At 72.5% G+C, this 17,195-nt stretch carries 16 protein-coding genes and 1 tRNA gene; 10 read left to right on the forward strand and 7 right to left on the reverse strand.

The annotated features are described in order from the left end of the window. Positions 1 to 24 precede the first annotated feature (24 nt). Both ACSMX9_RS16250 and ACSMX9_RS16255 read left to right on the forward strand, forming a co-directional pair. The gene (locus ACSMX9_RS16250) at positions 25 to 1,320 is read left to right on the forward strand and encodes a sensor histidine kinase (protein WP_351243375.1); all 1,296 of its coding nucleotides are present in this window, start codon (positions 25 to 27) and stop codon (positions 1,318 to 1,320) included. After that, positions 1,317 to 1,997: a response regulator gene (locus ACSMX9_RS16255; protein WP_445394833.1), complete on the forward strand. Its 681-nt coding sequence runs from the start codon at positions 1,317 to 1,319 to the stop codon at positions 1,995 to 1,997. The genes ACSMX9_RS16250 and ACSMX9_RS16255 overlap by 4 nt, the downstream gene beginning before the upstream one ends. 84 nt (positions 1,998 to 2,081) lie before the next feature. On the opposite strand, the gene ACSMX9_RS16260 is transcribed toward ACSMX9_RS16255, so the two are convergent. Further along, entirely contained in the window at positions 2,082 to 2,729 is a 648-nt protein-coding gene (locus ACSMX9_RS16260) for a DUF461 domain-containing protein (RefSeq protein WP_351243379.1), read from the reverse strand. An 805-nt stretch (positions 2,730 to 3,534) separates the two neighbouring features. On the opposite strand from ACSMX9_RS16260, the gene ACSMX9_RS16265 reads away from it, so the two are divergent. From ACSMX9_RS16265 to ACSMX9_RS16295, 7 genes are all read left to right on the forward strand, one after another. Next, positions 3,535 to 4,017, forward strand: coding sequence for a CarD family transcriptional regulator (locus tag ACSMX9_RS16265; protein WP_003953493.1), 483 nt, complete (start codon positions 3,535 to 3,537; stop codon positions 4,015 to 4,017). A 415-nt stretch (positions 4,018 to 4,432) separates the two neighbouring features. Next, entirely contained in the window at positions 4,433 to 5,200 is a 768-nt protein-coding gene (ispD, locus tag ACSMX9_RS16270) for a 2-C-methyl-D-erythritol 4-phosphate cytidylyltransferase (protein ID WP_445394834.1), read from the forward strand. Beyond that, positions 5,190 to 5,690 carry a 2-C-methyl-D-erythritol 2,4-cyclodiphosphate synthase gene (ispF, locus tag ACSMX9_RS16275; protein WP_445394835.1) on the forward strand — a complete coding sequence of 167 codons (501 nt, stop codon included), beginning with the start codon at positions 5,190 to 5,192 and terminating at the stop codon, positions 5,688 to 5,690. The genes ispD and ispF overlap by 11 nt, the downstream gene beginning before the upstream one ends. Before the next feature lie 161 nt (positions 5,691 to 5,851). Then, positions 5,852 to 6,256, forward strand: a complete 405-nt coding sequence (locus ACSMX9_RS16280; protein WP_445394836.1) for a PPOX class F420-dependent oxidoreductase — start codon at positions 5,852 to 5,854, stop codon at positions 6,254 to 6,256. A 124-nt stretch (positions 6,257 to 6,380) separates the two neighbouring features. Further along, positions 6,381 to 7,778: a cysteine--tRNA ligase gene (gene cysS / locus ACSMX9_RS16285; protein WP_445394837.1), complete on the forward strand. Its 1,398-nt coding sequence runs from the start codon at positions 6,381 to 6,383 to the stop codon at positions 7,776 to 7,778. Between the two features lie 119 nt (positions 7,779 to 7,897). Then, positions 7,898 to 8,845, forward strand: coding sequence for a 23S rRNA (guanosine(2251)-2'-O)-methyltransferase RlmB (gene rlmB / locus ACSMX9_RS16290; RefSeq protein ID WP_351243389.1), 948 nt, complete (start codon positions 7,898 to 7,900; stop codon positions 8,843 to 8,845). Between the two features lie 85 nt (positions 8,846 to 8,930). Continuing rightward, the gene (locus ACSMX9_RS16295) at positions 8,931 to 10,604 is read left to right on the forward strand and encodes a DoxX family membrane protein (protein ID WP_445403005.1); all 1,674 of its coding nucleotides are present in this window, start codon (positions 8,931 to 8,933) and stop codon (positions 10,602 to 10,604) included. 26 nt (positions 10,605 to 10,630) lie between these two features. Here the strand turns inward: ACSMX9_RS16295 and ACSMX9_RS16300 are convergent, their stop codons facing one another. From ACSMX9_RS16300 to ACSMX9_RS16310, 3 genes are all read right to left on the reverse strand, one after another. Beyond that, the gene (locus ACSMX9_RS16300; RefSeq protein WP_351243391.1) at positions 10,631 to 11,362 is read right to left on the reverse strand and encodes a nucleotidyltransferase family protein; all 732 of its coding nucleotides are present in this window, start codon (positions 11,360 to 11,362) and stop codon (positions 10,631 to 10,633) included. A gap of 131 nt (positions 11,363 to 11,493) precedes the next feature. Next, positions 11,494 to 11,940, reverse strand: a complete 447-nt coding sequence (locus ACSMX9_RS16305; RefSeq protein WP_445394838.1) for a hypothetical protein — start codon at positions 11,938 to 11,940, stop codon at positions 11,494 to 11,496. Between the two features lie 300 nt (positions 11,941 to 12,240). Further along, a complete protein-coding gene (locus ACSMX9_RS16310) occupies positions 12,241 to 13,371 on the reverse strand; it encodes an ABC transporter ATP-binding protein (protein ID WP_445394839.1) in 1,131 nt (376 codons plus the stop codon). A 230-nt stretch (positions 13,372 to 13,601) separates the two neighbouring features. On the opposite strand from ACSMX9_RS16310, the gene ACSMX9_RS16315 reads away from it, so the two are divergent. Beyond that, positions 13,602 to 13,675: transfer RNA gene (locus ACSMX9_RS16315), tRNA-Thr, on the forward strand. Positions 13,676 to 13,964: 289 nt separating this feature from the next. Here the strand turns inward: ACSMX9_RS16315 and ACSMX9_RS16320 are convergent. The 3 genes from ACSMX9_RS16320 to ACSMX9_RS16330 form a co-directional block, all read right to left on the reverse strand. Further along, positions 13,965 to 14,546, reverse strand: coding sequence for a hypothetical protein (locus ACSMX9_RS16320; RefSeq protein ID WP_445394840.1), 582 nt, complete (start codon positions 14,544 to 14,546; stop codon positions 13,965 to 13,967). Next, complete coding sequence (locus tag ACSMX9_RS16325) at positions 14,543 to 15,505, reverse strand: hypothetical protein (protein ID WP_445394841.1); 963 nt, start codon at positions 15,503 to 15,505, stop codon at positions 14,543 to 14,545. The genes ACSMX9_RS16320 and ACSMX9_RS16325 overlap by 4 nt, the downstream gene beginning before the upstream one ends. A gap of 189 nt (positions 15,506 to 15,694) precedes the next feature. Continuing rightward, positions 15,695 to 17,068, reverse strand: a complete 1,374-nt coding sequence (locus tag ACSMX9_RS16330) for a hypothetical protein (RefSeq protein ID WP_445394842.1) — start codon at positions 17,066 to 17,068, stop codon at positions 15,695 to 15,697. Positions 17,069 to 17,195 lie beyond the last annotated feature (127 nt).

Below are 17,195 nucleotides of genomic sequence, written 5' to 3' on the forward strand. Positions count from 1 at the left end.
CCCGGAGGTGCCTAACCTGGAGGCATGGACGTGAACGCGGCGGTCGCCGCAGCAGCAGCGATCGCCGGGTTGCTCACCGGCGTCATCGCCATGCTGGCGTTCCGCTGGAGCGAACGCGACCTGAAGCACCCTCCCCGCTCCTCCCTGCACACCGAGCCCGTGCTGCCGCCCGGAGTGGACACCGTCCTCTCGGTGCTGCGCTCCTCGGCGGTGGTGCTGGACGAGTCCGACAGCGTCGTGAAGGCCAGCTCGGCCGCGTACGCCCTCGGACTGGTGCGGGGCGGGAAGCTCGCCATCGACCCGATGCTCCAGATGGCCCGGGACACCCGGCGGGACGGCGAGATACGGCAGGCGGAACTGGACCTCCCCCAGCGCGGCGCGGGCCGCGGCGGAGAGGCGCTGGCCGTCTCCGCCCGGGTCGCCCCCCTCGGCTCCCGGCTGGTGCTGCTGCTGGTGGAGGACCTCACCGAGGCCCGACGCATCGAGGCGGTCCGCCGGGACTTCGTGGCCAACGTCAGCCATGAGCTGAAGACCCCGACCGGGGCGCTGTCGCTGCTCTCCGAGGCGGTCATGGACGCGTCCGACGACCCGGAGGCCGTGGAGCGGTTCGCCGGTCGCATGCAGGTCGAGGCCACCCGGCTGACCAACCTGGTGCAGGAGCTGATCGACCTCTCCCGGGTGCAGAACGACGACCCGCTGGAGTACGCCGGACCGGTGCGGGTGGACGAACTGGTGGCCGAGGCGATCGACCGCTGCCGGCACCAGGCGTCCACCAAGCAGATCACCATCGCCGCGGCCGACACCGCCGACCTGCGCATCTGGGGCAACCGCGGCCAGCTCGCGGCGGCCCTCGGCAACCTGGTCGAGAACGCCGTGAACTACAGCGCGGCCCGCACCCGGGTGGGCATCGCCGCCCGCCGGGTGGCCCAGTCCGGCGGCGACCTGATCGAGGTCTCCGTCACCGACCAGGGCATCGGCATCCCCGACCGGGACAAGGAGCGCGTCTTCGAGCGCTTCTACCGGGTCGACCCGGCCCGCTCCCGTGCCACCGGCGGCACGGGCCTGGGTCTGGCCATCGTCAAGCACGTGGCCGCCTCGCACGGCGGGGAGGTCACGGTGTGGAGCACCGAGGGGCAGGGCTCCACGTTCACGCTGCGGCTGCCGGAGGCTAAGTCCTCCGGCGGCCGGCCCCTGCTCGCGCCCGGCTCCGCCGCCGGCACCGGGTTCCCCGGTGCCGGCGGCGGGGGTGACCACCGGCCGACCGGTACGACCCCAACCCCCCCGTTCGCACCACTTCCCTCCCCGGAGGTCCTTCCGTGACCCGAGTGCTCGTCGTCGAGGACGAGGAATCCTTCTCCGACGTCCTGTCGTACATGCTCCGCAAGGAGGGTTTCGAGGTCGCCATCGCGACCACCGGACCCGACGGCCTGGACGAGTTCGAACGCAACGGCGCCGACCTGGTGCTGTTGGACCTGATGCTGCCGGGGTTGCCCGGCACCGAGGTCTGCCGACAGCTGCGCCTCCGCTCCAACGTCCCGGTGATCATGGTGACCGCCAAGGACAGCGAGATCGACAAGGTCGTCGGTCTGGAGATAGGGGCCGACGACTACGTCACCAAGCCGTTCTCCTCGCGGGAGCTGGTCGCCCGCATCCGGGCCGTGCTGCGCCGCCGTGGCGAACCGGAGGAGGCCACCCCGGTCGCCCTCCAGGCCGGCCCGGTCCGCATGGACGTGGACCGGCACGTGGTGACGGTGGCCGGCGCCAAGGTCGACCTGCCGCTCAAGGAGTTCGACCTGCTGGAGATGCTGCTGCGCAACGCGGGCCGGGTGCTGACCCGGATGCAGCTGATCGACCGGGTGTGGGGGGCCGACTACGTGGGCGACACCAAGACCCTGGACGTCCACGTCAAGCGCCTGCGCGCGAAGATCGAGCCGGACCCGGGAGCCCCGCGCTACCTGGTGACGGTGCGCGGCCTGGGCTACAAGTTCGAGCCCTGACGGGCCCGGGCACGACGACGCCGGAGGGCGGGACCCGGACGGACCGGGGTCCCGCCCTCCGGCGGTGTGCGGGCGGTGCGGGCGTCAGCCCTGGCCGGCCGGGGACTCGCCCTCGGCGGGCGCGGAGGCGCCCTCGGCCGGCTCCTCGGCGGGAGCCTCGGAGGACTCGGCGCCGGCGTCCCCGGCCGCCTCGGACGCCTTCGGCGCGGGCGCGGCCGGCGCCTCGGTCGGGCCCCAGTCCTTGAAGTAGCTGGCGGCGGGCACCACGAAGCTGTCGACCTTCACGTCACCCGTCTTGCTGAAGGTGTAGGTGACCGTCTGCGAGTCGCCGTCCTGCACGGCCTCCCGGCCGCTCGGCAGCGTGGCGGACGCGTTGCCCTTGCCGCCGATCACGAGGTGACCGCCGGCCGGGACCGTCACGGTGGAGCCGCCACCGGCGGCCTTCAGCTCGGCCTTGCCCGCGCCGTCGAGGGCGACGGATTCGAGGGTCTGGTCCTCGGTGCCGTTGTTGTAGAGGGTGACGGCGATGGCGGCGGGGCCCGTCGCCTCCAGCTCCGGCTGGGTGATGATGTTCGAGTTCTGGACCTGGATCTTGCCGACGGTGACGGCGGCGTTGTCCGGCTTGATGCCCAGCGTCTGGGCGTTCGTGCCGGCGCCGCAGGCGGCGAGCGTGGCGATCGAGAACGCGATGGCGGTGGCGGCGAGGGCGCCGCGTCGAAGGCTGCTGCTCACGGCGGCGGCAACTCCTAGAACGTGGGCGGTACGGAGGGTCCTGCTGGTGGTGCGGGTCCTGCTGGTCCTGCGGGTGGTGCCGGTGCCGACGGGCACCGGACCCGCCCTCCGGGACCGGGAGGGCCTCGGACGGCGAGCAGGGCGGCCATAAAGCCGCCCTAAGGATGCGTCAGCGGCCTTAGGTTATCGACCCGCTCTCCGGTGACCGCACCCGACCCGCCCCTAGGGGCTCGGGGCCGGGGGGACCGGAGGTCAGGGGCGCGGGGGCGCCCGCCGGCGGGCCGGGAATTCTCCTCTCGTCGACCTTTCCCGCGGGACGCGCGTCGGGGGGCGGCTATCCGGGGAAGGAGTTCCCCGGTCCGCACGGGTTTTCCGATCAATCCCGCACCGCTAACCCGCACCTATCGGGGAACGTCGGGGAACACGCTACGGCGGAATTGATCAACGGGCTCGGGGTGATCAATTCCAGAACGCGGCTCCGGCCGCCGAACGGAGTAGCGGGACCACCGGGAAGTGCGGGAAAGTCATCGGGAGCCGGGGGAAGTCACGCCATCCGAATCCGGCAAACCGGGACGTTCGTCTCCTTGCGTTCCGCCGTTCGGGTTCGTAACGTGCACGTTTCACCCCCTCCGTGCAGCCGCTCCGACCTGCGAATACCCGCCGGTCGGCGGTCGCGCGATCCCGTCCGCAGCACGTTCCCGTTGTTGTTGTCAAGCCCCGAGATATGCTCTGACCTGCGGAAACGCCATTCAGTGGACGCCGTATCCGTGTTACCCTTGATAGTCACGGAAGGGGTACCTGTCACATGACGTTCAAGGTTGGCGACACCGTGGTCTATCCCCATCACGGGGCCGCGCTGATCGAGGCCATCGAAACTCGCCAGATCAAAGGCGTGGACAAGACCTACTTGGTGCTGAAGGTCGCCCAGGGTGACCTGACGGTGCGCGTACCGGCGGACAATGCGGAGTTCGTCGGCGTGCGTGATGTGGTCGGTCAGGACGGGCTGGACCGGGTCTTCGAGGTGCTGCGCGCGCCGTACGCCGAGGAGCCCACGAACTGGTCCCGTCGCTACAAGGCAAACCTGGAGAAGCTCGCCTCCGGCGATGTCATCAAGGTCGCCGAGGTCGTGCGCGACCTGTGGCGCCGCGAGCGCGAGCGCGGGCTCTCCGCCGGCGAGAAGCGCATGCTCGCCAAGGCCCGTCAGATCCTGGTCAGCGAGCTGGCCCTGGCGGAGAACACCAACGAGGACAAGGCCGAAGCGCTGCTCGACGAAGTACTCGCGTCCTGAAGCGACCGACGCCCACCCCGCGCCGCGGTACCGGGCGCGCTCGAACCCGACGCGAACGGCCCTGACGCGGGGAAACGCCGTGGCGCCCGATGACCCCACCAGGTCGCCGGGCGCTGCGGCATGTCCGCGGCCCGTTTCCCGGCTTCCGCCGACCGCGCGGAGAGGGGTGCGGGCGTGCCGCGCATGCGGACGCGGCACGTACGCGCGCACCCGCTGGACTGGTGGAACGCCCGGAAGACCGCCCCCGTGCCCCGCTGGTACCGCCCCTCGTGCGCCGGGCCCGGGCAGCGGCTCGACCAAATGTCACGGAAGGGTTCGGTCGAGGCGTCGCGCCCGGCACACCCCCCGACCGCCGGCCGGGGGTACCCCCAGGCCATACCCATGTCGCCCGAGCACACAAACCTGAACGGAAGCGATGACTGACGATTCGCGCCCAGCGCCACCAGCAGCCACGGCCGCGGCCGTGATCCCCGCGGCCGGCCGCGGGGTCCGCCTCGGCCCCGGCGCCCCCAAGGCCCTCCGCCCCCTCGGCGGCATCCCCCTGCTCGTCCACGCCGTCCGCGCCATGGCCGCCTCCCGCGCCGTGGCCCTGGTCGTCGTCGTCGCCCCGCCCGAGGGCACCGCCGAGGTCCGGGCCCTGCTCGACACCCACGCCCTCCCCGAGCGCACCGACTTCCTGGTGGTGCCCGGCGGCGACACCCGGCAGGAGTCGGTCCGCCTCGGCCTCGACGCCCTGCCGCCGCACGTCGACACCGTCCTCGTCCACGACGCGGCCCGCCCGCTGGTGCCCGTCGACACGGTGGACGCCGTGGTCGCCGCGGTGCACGCCGGCGCCCCCGCCGTGGTGCCGGCGCTGCCGCTCGCCGACACCGTCAAGGAGGTCGAGCCGCGCGACCCGGCCCGCCCCGACGCCCCCGAACCCGTGGTCGCCACCCCCGCCCGGGCGCGGCTGCGCGCGGTGCAGACCCCGCAGGGCTTCGACCGCGCCACCCTCGTCCACGCGCACGCCACCGTCCCCGTCGACGGTGAGGGCGCCACCGACTGCGCCGGGATGGTGGAACGCACCGGCCGGCCGGTGGTGCTCGTCCCCGGCCACGAGGAGGCGTTCAAGGTGACCCGGCCGCTGGACCTGGTGCTCGCCGAAGCGGTGCTCGCCCGCAGGAGGGCCACCGATGGCTACTGAGCCGATCGTCCCCCGGGTGGGGGTCGGCACCGACGTGCACGCCTTCGAAGCCGGTCGCGAACTGTGGTGCGGCGGGCTGCGCTGGGACGAGGCGGAGAGCGGCGGGTACGGACTCGCCGGCCACTCGGACGGGGACGTCGCCGCCCACGCCGCCTGTGACGCCCTGTTCTCCGCCGCCGGGGTGGGTGACCTCGGCGCCCACTTCGGCACCTCCCGACCCGAATGGGCCGGGGCCTCCGGAGTGACCCTGCTGGCCGAGGCGGCCCGGATCGTCCGCGCCGCCGGTTTCGCGATCGGGAACGTCTCGGTGCAGGTGATCGGGGTGCGGCCGAAGGTCGGCAAGCGCAGGGCCGAGGCCGAACGGACCCTCTCCGAAGCCGTGGGCGCACCGGTCTCCCTCTCCGGCACCACCACCGACGGCCTGGGCCTGACCGGCCGGGCGGAGGGCCTCGCCGCGATCGCCACCGCTCTGGTCTACCCGCACCCCTGACCGGCGACCGGTCCCCGTCGCCCACCGCGGGACGGGGACCGGAAGGTTCCCGGCGAACGGGCGGACCCGGTTCGAAACCGGGCTCCACGGGGTAGCGCTAGGGCTCGAACGCCCCGGCGACAGCCCCCCGCCGGCCGGCCGGACGACCCGAAGGGAAACCCATGTCCGCCCAGCTCTCCGACGACCTCAAGAGCCTGCTCGACACCCCCGTCTTCGTCTCCGTCGCGACCGTCCAGCCCGACGGCAGCCCCCAGGTCTCACCGGTGTGGGTCAAGCGCGACGGCGACGACCTGTTGGTCTCGACCACCGTCGGCCGCCGCAAGGAGAAGAACCTCCGCCGCGACCCCCGGGTCACCGTGCTGCTCCAGCCCTTCGACGCCCCCTACACCTACGCCGAGATCCGCGGCAGCGCGCAGCTCACCACCGAGGGCGGCCCCGAGCTGATCGACGAGCTGTCCCTCAAGTACACCGGCAAGTCGTACGCCGAGTTCAACCCCGCCGCCGCCGAGGACGCCCAGCGGGTCGTCGTCCGGATCACCCCGCGCAAGGTCGTTGGCCGGATCTGATCCCCGCTGCGGTGCGGGAGCCGTGTTCCCCCAACCCGTTCCAATGTCGTGAAAACGGCGTTTCAGCCACCGCGGGTGCCCCAGGGGTCGCGGGGCACTGCCCTGCGACCACTACCCTGGGGGGGTGACTATTCGCCTGTACGACACCAGCGCCCGGCAGGTCCGTGACTTCGCCCCCCTCACCCCGGGCTGTGTCTCGATCTACCTGTGTGGCGCGACCGTGCAGGCCGCCCCGCACATCGGGCACATCCGCTCGGGCCTGAACTTCGACATCATGCGCCGCTGGTTCGCCCACCGCGGCTACCGGGTGACGTTCGTCCGCAACGTCACCGACATCGACGACAAGATCATCCAGAAGTCCGCCGAGCAGGGCCGCCCCTGGTGGTCCATCGGCTACGAGAACGAGCGCGCCTTCAACGACGGCTACGCGGCGCTCGGTTGCCTGCCGCCCACCTACGAGCCCCGCGCCACCGGCCACGTCACCGAGATGGTCGAGATGATGCAGGGCCTGATCGAGCGCGGCCACGCCTACGAGTCCGGGGGCAACGTCTACTTCGACGTGCGCTCCTTCCCCGAGTACCTGGCGCTCTCCAACCAGGACCTCGACGAGCTGCGCCAGCCCGACGAGGGCGCCTCCGGCAAGCGGGACCCCCGCGACTTCGCGATGTGGAAGGCCGCCAAGCCCGGCGAACCCGACTGGGAGACCCCCTGGGGCCGCGGCCGACCCGGCTGGCACCTGGAGTGCTCGGCGATGGCCCACAAGTACCTGGGCAGCGCCTTCGACATCCACGGCGGCGGCATCGACCTGATCTTCCCGCACCACGAGAACGAGATCGCCCAGGCCAAGGCGTACGGCGACGAGTTCGCCCGCTACTGGGTCCACAACTCGTGGGTCACCATGAGCGGCGAGAAGATGTCGAAGTCCCTCGGCAACTCCGTCCTGGTCAGCGAGATGGTCAAGCAGTGGCGGCCCATCGTGCTCCGCTACTACCTCGGCACCCCGCACTACCGCTCCACCATCGAGTACAGCCCCGAGGCGCTGCGCGAGGCCGAGTCGGCGTTCGCCCGTATCGAGGGCTTCGTCCAGCGGGTGGTGGAGAAGGCCGGCGGCCCCGTCGAGCCGGCCGTCGAGGTGCCGCCCGCGTTCGCCGAGGCGATGGACGACGACCTGGGCGTGCCGCAGGCCCTCGCCATCGTCCACACCACCGTCCGCCAGGGCAACAGCGCGCTGGCCGCCGACGACAAGGAAGCCGCCGTCGCCCGCCTCGCCGAGGTGCGCGCCATGCTCGGCGTCCTCGGGCTCGACCCCCTCGACCCGCACTGGTCCGGCGAGAACGACCGCGGCGAGGACCTGCACGGCGTCGTCGACACCCTGGTCCGCCTGGTGCTGCAACAGCGCGAGTCCGCCCGGGCCCGCAAGGACTGGGCCACCGCGGACGCCATCCGCGACCAGCTCAACCAGTCCGGACTCGTCATCGAGGACGGCGCCCAGGGCCCGCGCTGGACCCTCGGACCCCGCTGATCCCTCCGACGCGACGTGCCGCCCGCCCCCGCGGGCGGCACACTCGTCCACAGACCCACCCGCGTCCGCCCGGACGCGACCCCGATGCACCCGAGAGACACCCGAGGAACGGATACGTCATGGCCGCAAACAACCGCCGCATGTCCGGAAAGAAGGGCGCGCAGGTCGGCAGTGGCGGCCAGCGGCGCAAGGGCCTGGAGGGCAAGGGCCCCACCCCGCCCGCCGAGATGCGCAAGGGCCACGCCAAGCAGCGCGCCGCCAACGCCAAGGCCCGCCGCTCCCAGGGCCGCACCGCCACCCCGCGCGGCCGCGGCGGCAAGGGGACCTCCGAACTGGTCGTCGGCCGCAACCCGGTCGTCGAGGCGCTGCGCGGCGGCGTCCCCGCCTCCACCCTGTACGTCCAGCAGTTCATCGACAACGACGAGCGGGTCCGCGAGGCGCTCCAACTCGCCGCCGAGCGCGGCGGCATCCACCTGATGGAGGCCCCCCGCCCCGAACTGGACCGGATGACGGACGGGCTCAACCACCAGGGACTCGTCCTCCAGGTGCCGCCCTACGAGTACGCGCACCCCGAGGACCTGGTCGCCGCCGCCCACGACGAGGGCGGCGACCCGCTGATCGTGGCGCTCGACGGGGTCACCGACCCCCGCAACCTCGGCGCCGTCGTCCGCTCCGCCTCCGCCTTCGGCGGGCACGGCGTGGTGGTGCCCGAGCGCCGCGCGGCCGGGATGACCGCGGGGGCCTGGAAGACCTCCGCGGGCGCCGCCGCCCGCACCCCGGTGGCCCGCGCCACCAACCTCACCCGGACCCTGGAGGCGTACAAGAAGGCCGGCCTCACGGTGGTCGGCCTGGCCGCCGACGGGGAGGCCGAGGTCGGGGACCTCGCCGCCCTGGCCGGCCCGGTGGTCATCGTGGTCGGCAGCGAGGGCAAGGGGCTCTCCCGGCTGGTGGGGGAGACCTGCGACGTGCGGGTGCGCATCCCGATGCCGGGCGGCGCCGAGTCGCTGAACGCGGGCGTCGCCGCCGGCGTGGTGCTCTACGAGGCCGCCCGGCAGCGCCGTCGCTGACCCCCGCGGCGGGTTTGTCGGGGGCCGGACATCTTCGGCCGGGTCAAGGCAGTGTCCTAACCGAGCGTCACTCGGTTAGATGAGTGTGGACACCAGAACACCCCGCACACTCACGGGGGCCCGCTCGTCGGGATTCGACGACGCTCCCGCGCTGAGCATGGTGAAGGTGCCGAGCGATCCGGCGCAGGTCATCGTCAATCATGCGAGCTTCCGCGTGCAGCTCAACGTGCCGACGCGCTCCCCGCGCATCACCCGGGGAGCCGACCCGGGACGCGCCCCCGCAGCAGCCGGCGCGCGCCGGCGCGCACCCGTGGTCTGGAGCGGCCGGTCCGCCCCCGGCGACGGTGCCACCGGACTGCTCCAGGCGGTGCGGGAGAGCGGCGTGCGCCGGCCCGCCCTCGCCCCCGACGAGGGCGGCGCCACCCGGGTCGTCCCCCGGCTGACGCCCCGCACCGCGCTCGACGACACCGTCGAGACCACCGGTGTCGAGGACACCGGCACCCGGCTGCTGCCCGTCCAACCCCGCGCCGCCGGCAGCGCCTACGAGGACACCGCCGGCCTGCCCCTCGTCGCCGACGGACCCGCCGGCTCCGACCCGCACGGCCACTACGCCTACGACCTCGACGACTACGGCGACGCCCGGCACCACGACGAGGACGGGGACGGCGTCCGGGAACGGCGCGACGAGGACGCCCGCGGCCACCACGCCTACTACCCCGGCCGCCGGCTGAACCTCGGCGTGGTCCTGCTGCCGCTGCGGGTCTTCCTCGGCTTCATCTCCATCTACGCGGGCCTGGGCAAGCTGAGCGACCCCGTCTACTTCGACGGCGGGGAACGCGGCTCCATGGTGAAGTGGCTCAACTCGCTGCACCCCTGGGGGCTGGCCGAGCCGCTGCGGGACTTCGCCCTCCAACACCCGGTGGGCGCCGGGCTCACCATCGCCTTCCTTCAGGTCATCGTGGGCGTGCTGACCGTCCTCGGACTCTGGCAGCGGGTGGCCGCGGTGGTCGGGGCCCTGCTGTCGGCGGCGCTGCTGGTGACCGTCAGCTGGCACACCGTCCCCGCCTACGACGCGCCCGACATCATCTACCTGGCCGCCTGGTCGCCGTTGATCATCGCCGGCGCCCCGGTGTACTCGGTGGACGGCCGGCTCGGCTCCGAGGCGTACCGCACCCTGGGACCGCGCGCCGGGCTCTGGGAACTGCGTGCCCGGGTGCTGCGCCGTGGCGTGGTCGTGGCCTCCGTCGCGGTGGGGCTGACGCTGCTGCTCGGCTCCGTCCTCGGCGGCGCGGTCCGCGACGCCGACCGGGTCACCGTGCCCGGACCGGGCCAGGCCCCGCGCAACGAACTGCCCGGATCCCCGCTGCCCCGGGAGTCCACCGAGCGCCGTCCCAGCAGCACCCCCACCCCCTCCGGCACCCCGACCCGCAGCGAGCCCCGGTCGTCCGCCGGGCCCTCGCAGCCCGCCGTCACCCCCGGCACCGTCACCGACGCCCCGCAGGACACGGGGGCCACCACCGCCGGCACGCCCAGCGCCACCCAGGGCACCGTCCAGCAGCCCCCGGCCCGGCAGCCGGCCCCGACCCGGGCCCCGGCCACCAGCGCCGGCCCCTCCTCGGGCGGCAGCGCCTCGACGGGCGCCAGCACCGGAACCACCGGCGGCGGCGCCACCGGCGCCAGCACCGGCACCAGCGGCGAGGGCGCCTCGTCCGGCGGCGCCGAAGAGGGCACCGGCCTCGTCGGCGGCCTGATCGGCTAGACCCGCGGCAACGGGTGGGGCCGGCCTCAGGGGGCGAGGGCGGCGAGTTCCTTCGACGCCTCCGTCAGGTCCTTCGCCGTGTCGATGGCGCGCCAGTACGCGCCCTGCGGGATCGGGAAGCCGGCCAGGCGCTTGGCGCGGGCCAGCCGGGGGAAGGTGGTGCGCTCGTGGTCGCCGCGCTCCGGGAGCAGTTCGGTGAACGCGGCGGAGAACACGTACACGCCCGCGTTGATCAGGAACGGGGACGGCGGGGCCTCGACGAAGTCGGTGATGTGCCCGAAGCGGTCCGTCTCCACGGCGCCCCAGGGGATCCGGGGCCGGGCCAGCGCCAGCGTCGCGGTGGCGTCCCGCTCGGCGTGGAAGGAAGCCATCTCGCGCAGCGAGAAACGCGTCCAGATGTCGCCATTGGTGGCGTACCAGGGCTCATCGGCGTGCGGCAGGTGCGCCGCCGCGTACTTGAGCCCGCCGCCGCGCCCCAGCGGCTCCTTCTCCACGACCGTGGTCACCCGCAGCGGGAGGTCCGCCTTCTCCAACCACTCCTGGAGGACCTCCGCCAGGTGCCCGCACGAGACGACGGCGTCGGTCACCCCCTCCTCGGCCAACCAGGCCAGCTGGTGCCCGATGATCGGGGTGCCGGTGCCGGGGATCTCCACCATCGGCTTGGGCCGGTCGTCGGTGTAGGGGCGCAGCCGCGACCCCTGGCCCCCGGCCAGGACGACGGCTTGTGTCGGACGCGCGTGGGCGTGCGGATCGGTCATGCCGAAACTGTACGTGCCGAGGCCGCACACCTCGCGGGGCGCACCACCACGGGGCGGGGGCGGCACGCGTCACGGGGTGCGCGGCGTCGGCGGGCCCGCCGTGGGGCGGGCGCGGGGGTCGGACCGGACGGTCAGAGCGTGGCGGCCACGCCCGAGGCGAAGGCCGTGTCACAGACCGGTCGGGCGTAGGACTGGGCACGGGCCGGACCGTAGGCGCGCACGGCGGCCTTGCCGAGGGAACGGGCGATCGACGCGCAGTGCTTGGCCAACGAGGGCCTGCGGTCGACCTCCTGTTGGAGGTGGGTCAGGGCGGCGCTCGGGTCCTTCTCCTGGAGCTCCCGCAGCAGTCGGTGGCGCAGTACCTCGTGGGCGGCGGGGGCCTTGGCCTCGGTGCGGCTGGGCACGCTCTCCGCGGACGCGGTGAGCACCGACTCCTGGGAACCCGACCAGTTGACCGAGGTGACCGCGAGGGTGCCGGACAGCACCAGCACGACAGGCAGGACGAAGGCGAGCGAGCGGCCGATGCGGCGGGCAGGGCCACGCCTCCGGCGCTGCTTGTAGATGTGGGAAAGCGTCACGCAGGGCAGCGTAGCGGTCGGTAGTCGGGTGAAGACCTTTAGTCACTCTCTTGAGGGAGGTTTATCCCGGTCATCACTGGCCCCGTGTTGACGAACGCTGCTCGAAAAGCTGCCTGACGTGCGATATGACCGGCTCGGTCACCGTGCCGGTCGGCCTCCGTGCCCGCGCGAATCGCCCGGATCACCCGGATCACGCGGGAGCCCCGCGCACCAGGAAGGGCTCCTGGTGCGCGGGGCTCCGGGGTCGATCGTGGGTCGGGCGGCGGTCCGAGGACGCCAGGCCGACCGCGGGGCGGTGCGTCAGTCGGTGAGGCGCTCGCCGGTGGAGGTCGCGAACACGTGGCTCTCGCCCGGCCGCGGCACCACGTGGATCTCGGTGCCCTTCTCCGGCACCCGGCGACCGTTCACGCGGACGACCAGTTCCTTGGTCTCGCCGCCGACCTCGGCGGTGCCGTACACGTAACCGTCGGCGCCGGTCTCCTCGACGACGTTGACCCGGACCGCGAGACCGGCCGGGGCGTCCTTGCTGAGGGTCTTGGCGGCGGAGGCGCCCTCGTGCTCGATCACCTCGAAGTGCTCGGGGCGGATGCCGACGGTGACGGTGCGGTCGCCCTTGTCCGCGGCGGCCGTCACGGCGTCGCGGCTGACCGGCACCACGGAGTTGCCGAACTTCACGCCGCCGTCGGTGATCGGGACCTCGATCAGGTTCATGGCCGGGGAGCCGATGAAGCCGGCGACGAACAGGTTGGCCGGACGGTCGTACATGTCGCGCGGCGAGGCCACCTGCTGGAGCAGGCCGTCCTTCAGCACGGCCACCCGGTCGCCCATGGTGAGCGCTTCGACCTGGTCGTGGGTCACGTACACGGTGGTGATGCCCAGGCGCCGCTGGAGCGAGGCGATCTGCGTACGGGTGGACACGCGGAGCTTGGCGTCGAGGTTCGACAGCGGCTCGTCCATGAGGAACACCTGCGGCTCGCGGACGATGGCACGGCCCATCGCCACGCGCTGGCGCTGACCACCGGAGAGCGCCTTCGGCTTGCGGTCCAGGTACTGGGTGAGGTCGAGGATCTTCGCGGCTTCCTCGACCTTGGCGCGGATGTCCGTCTTGTTGACGCCGGCGATCTTCAGGGCGAAGCCCATGTTGTCGGCGACGGTCATGTGCGGGTACAGCGCGTAGTTCTGGAACACCATGGCGATGTCCCGGTCCTTCGGCGGCAGGTGCGTGACGTCGCGGTCACCGATGCGGATGGCGCCGCCGTTGACCTCCTCCAGACCCGCGAGCATGCGCAGGGAGGTCGACTTGCCACAGCCGGAGGGGCCGACGAGGACGAGGAACTCACCGTCCGCGATGTCGATCTCCAGGCTGTCGACGGCGGGCTTGGTGCCGCCCGGGTACATCCGGGTCGCCTTGTCGAACGTGACAGATGCCATGGCTGTGAAGCCCCCTTCACCGGCAGGAACGTGCCGGACGATCCGAGTGGAAGAAGGTGATCCGTCCCGGGAGCCCCGAAGCGGATGACTCAGTGGTGTAGTCCATTCGAGTGAACTGCTTCTGGACGCTACCTGGCCCCCACCCGATCTGTCATCCGTTACGAGGGTGTGAACTTCATCGTGATTCCCCTCCGGAGCGGCCCCCTACTCTGGGTACACTGCACCGACACGCCTCCTTAGCTCAGCTGGTCAGAGCGCCGCTCTTGTAAAGCGAAGGTCGTCGGTTCGAATCCGACAGGGGGCTCTCCGTATGACCTGGCACGATGCCCCCGCGATGTCGAATCGCGGGGGCATCGTCGTCCCGTGAGCAGGCGCGTCAACCGGGAGCTTCGGGCTGGCAGGGGCCTGCGCGGGCCCTAGAGCGGAACGGTGAGGACCAGTGCTCCGGACCGTTGCGTGCTGTTCACGGATGAACCACGAGGCCGAGGTCGGCGTAGAAGTCGCGGCAGGCGTCGAGTCGGTCGGTGTAGATCACCATCAGGTCGATCACGTGCGTCTCCGAAGGGTGTCTGCGTCTGTGCGGGCCGGGTGGGTCACGGTGCGACCGGTCGCTGGACGTAGCCAGAACAGTCGGGTTCCACCTGGCAGTCGGGGTAGAAGGTCGTCCACTGGCCGGGGACGTCGAAGGTGCCGCGGGCGAACCAGGTGACGTTCCGGCCCCGCTGGTACCGCAGTCCGCCCTGCTCGACGAGCGGGCGGGTCTCCAGGAGGCGGGCGAGGTCGGCGGCCCGGAAGCCGTACTCCCGGCGCCACATGTCGACGATCTCCGCCGAGGAGCAGCCCGCGCACGGAGCGGTGGTGAAGCCGCCCGGGTCGCCCTCGAACTGGACGTGGCGGGCCAGCCGGCGGTAGTCGCCGGTGCAGGCGGCTTCGTGGATCGGGGCGACCGCCTTCCGCCAGGCGGCCCGGACGGTGGGGGCGAGGCCGTTGAGGTTGGGCCCGGCGCAGCGCGGGGGGAGTTCCAGGGGCGGTCGGGGTGCGGAAGGGGCGGAAGGGGAGGGCTTCGCCCGGGGCGGGGTGGTGTGCTGGTCGGAGGGCAGCAGGAGCACCGTCGCGGTGCCGGCGGTCAGGAGGGCGACGGCGAGCCAGCCCAGCGGCGCGCGGCGGTCGGTCACGCCTCGCACCTCGGGGTGGCGGGGAGGCTCTGGCAGAGGGAGAAGTCCCCCTGGAGGGAGAAGACGCGGGGGTAGTCGGCCGTGCCCTGTTCCTGGTCGCCCTTGAAGGCGGTCAGCCGGAAGGGGCGACCCAGATCGTCGACGGTCGTGGTCTTCCGCTGTCCGCCCAGCATGTAGGTGACCTTGAGCCGGAAGGCCACGTAGTGGCGGTCGGCCGTGGCGCGCACGAAGACGACCTGCTGTTTGGTGTCCCGCAGGGTGATGGTCCGCTGGGCGAAGAAGGGTTTTCCGCCGACCAACTCATTCGTCTTGTCGTCGAATGCGGCGTCACGGGCGACGGGGAGCGGACGGTCCATGTCGAAGATCATGTTCATGGTGGGGCTGCCGGCCTCAGAGGGCACGCTGAAGAGCGTGCCGGACCACGGTGCGCTGCGCTCCACGATTTCGGGGGTGATGTCGATGACGTTCACCTGTTGGTTCCGGTGCGCGGTGAGGACGAGCCGGAGCGTGAGTTTGTCGACGTGGACCGCTTCCGCCTCCTGCATGGCGTTCTCGAATTCCGGTGAGGCCGCCATGCCCGGTCGGCCGAGTGCGTCCAGCATCCGTCGGTTCGGACGGTACTCGGTCCGGGTGGCCTTGGTCCGACCCTCGTCGTCGAGGTAGACGGGCATCACGGCCGACGACACGTCCGGGCCGCTGCGCAACTCGTCCCTCAGCGCCGGCACGTTGACGAAGTCACCGGGGAGCTTGGTGCCCACGATGGTGAGGAACGCTCCGAGGGCCACGCCCAGCGCCCCCGTCAGCCAGGTGTGGTCGCGGAAGGTGCGTCGGAGGAGGCCGGCGGGTGGTTCGGGTTCGGCGGGCTTGCGCAACTGTTGGGCACGCGCCACCCGTTCGGTCTCCCGGCCGCGTTGTCGCAGCCGGGAGATGCGCTTTCCCGGGCCCGTTCTCCTGGGCACTGTCCGTCGCCCTCCCCCGCCGTTCGCGTTCCGTGCTTCCGCCTCCGCGCGGACCGCGCCCGAGCCGCGCGGAGGCGGATCGGCGGCCCCGGGCGGGGCAGTCTAGGCGCGGAGCGGCGGGCGGGGGAGGGGTGGCGGACGATGCCTGCCGGGTGTCCACCGTGACTAGTCGGGCGCGGACGGTCGGTGCTAGGCGGCCTTCAACGCCGCTATCTCTCCGGTTCGTTGGGTGAGCGCGGTGACCGGGCGGGCCCCCGCGTGGCGGCGCAGGACGCCGCGCAGGGTGCGGAAGTGGTCGTCGGCGCGGGCGCTGCTGACGTGTTCGTAGTCGTCGAGGAACCGGCCCCAACTGTGGCAGGCCGCGTCCACGTGGCCCAGGGCGAGTTGGCGGCCGGCGAGCACCGCGTAGGCATGGGCGCGGCCCTGGCGTTCCTGGGTGGGCTGGTGCTTGATCGACTGTTGGAGCACCCGGACGCTGCCCTGGAGGTCCCGTTCCTCGTGCAGGACGTGGGCCATGTGGAACAGCCAGGCCGTGCGGTCGTAGCCGCCGACCGCCTCGCGTCGGTCGTCCGCCCGGGACAGGGCGTTCTCCGCCTCCCGGAGCCGGTCGTGCGCCTGTCGACGGTCACCCACCATCGCCGCGGCGTGGGCCTGCTGGCCGCGGAGGAACGCGACCAGCCGGGGGGCCGCGGAGGGAGCGGCCTCGGCCGCCGAGTCGGCGAGTTCCAGCGCCTTGCGTCCGTGCCCGAGGTGGGACGCCTGGAGGGACATGCCGCGGAGCGTCCGACAGTAGGTGACCTGGTCCTCCGCCTCCCGGGCGAGGCTCAGGGCCTGTACGTAGTACTGCTGACCCATGCCGTGGGCCTTCTCGTACATGGCCATCCACCCGGTGAGGTAGGCCAGGTCGGCCGCCGCGGCGAGCATGTCCTTGCGGACCGGCTCGTCAGCCCGGGCCTTGAGCCAGGGGCCAACGGTGTTGACGAGGAACGCGGAGGCCATCGGCATGGCGTGGGCGGCGCCCAATTCGTCGAGGATGTCCGCGATCCGGGTGGTCATCGTCCGCACCGACCAGACCTGCGAGGCCCCGATGCGCACGGTGCGCTGCCCGGGTCGCCAGGTGGCGGTGGGGCGGGGAGCGGCGTGCGCGGGGGCGGCGAACGCGGGCAGGGTGAGCGCGGCGGAGAACACCGAGGCCGCGAGGACGCCCCGGCGGGACGGGTCCATGGTGGCCCGGCCCAGTTCGATCAGTTCCTCCACCGAGTCCCCGGTGGAGCCCGGCTCGCCGGTCGGCGAGGTGCGTGCGGCCGGTGCCAGGCCCGCCTCGGCGTGGGTCACCGGGCGTCCCAGGCGGGCGGACAACGCTTCCACGATCAGTGCTCTGACCTGCGGCCTCGGTGAGGTACCGGCGATCCAGTGCGCGACCGCGGTGCGGTCGTAGGTCAGACGTAAACCGGCCTGCGGCCCGAGCCGGTTCACTTGCTGTGCGAGTTGCGTCCGCGTCCATCCGGCCTCGTCGAGTAGCCGGGCGAGGTTCGGGTTAGGAGTGCGTTTTCTCGTGGCCATGACCTCAACTCCCCGTGCCGATCTGGGTTGTTCACGGTATTCACGGTCCCACTGGTCTCCAAAGGTACCGGTGAACACCACCCAGACGGTTATCTCTTGCACGGACATTGAAGGCCATCCAGAGCCA

Source organism: Streptomyces sp. LE64 (assembly GCF_052606915.1).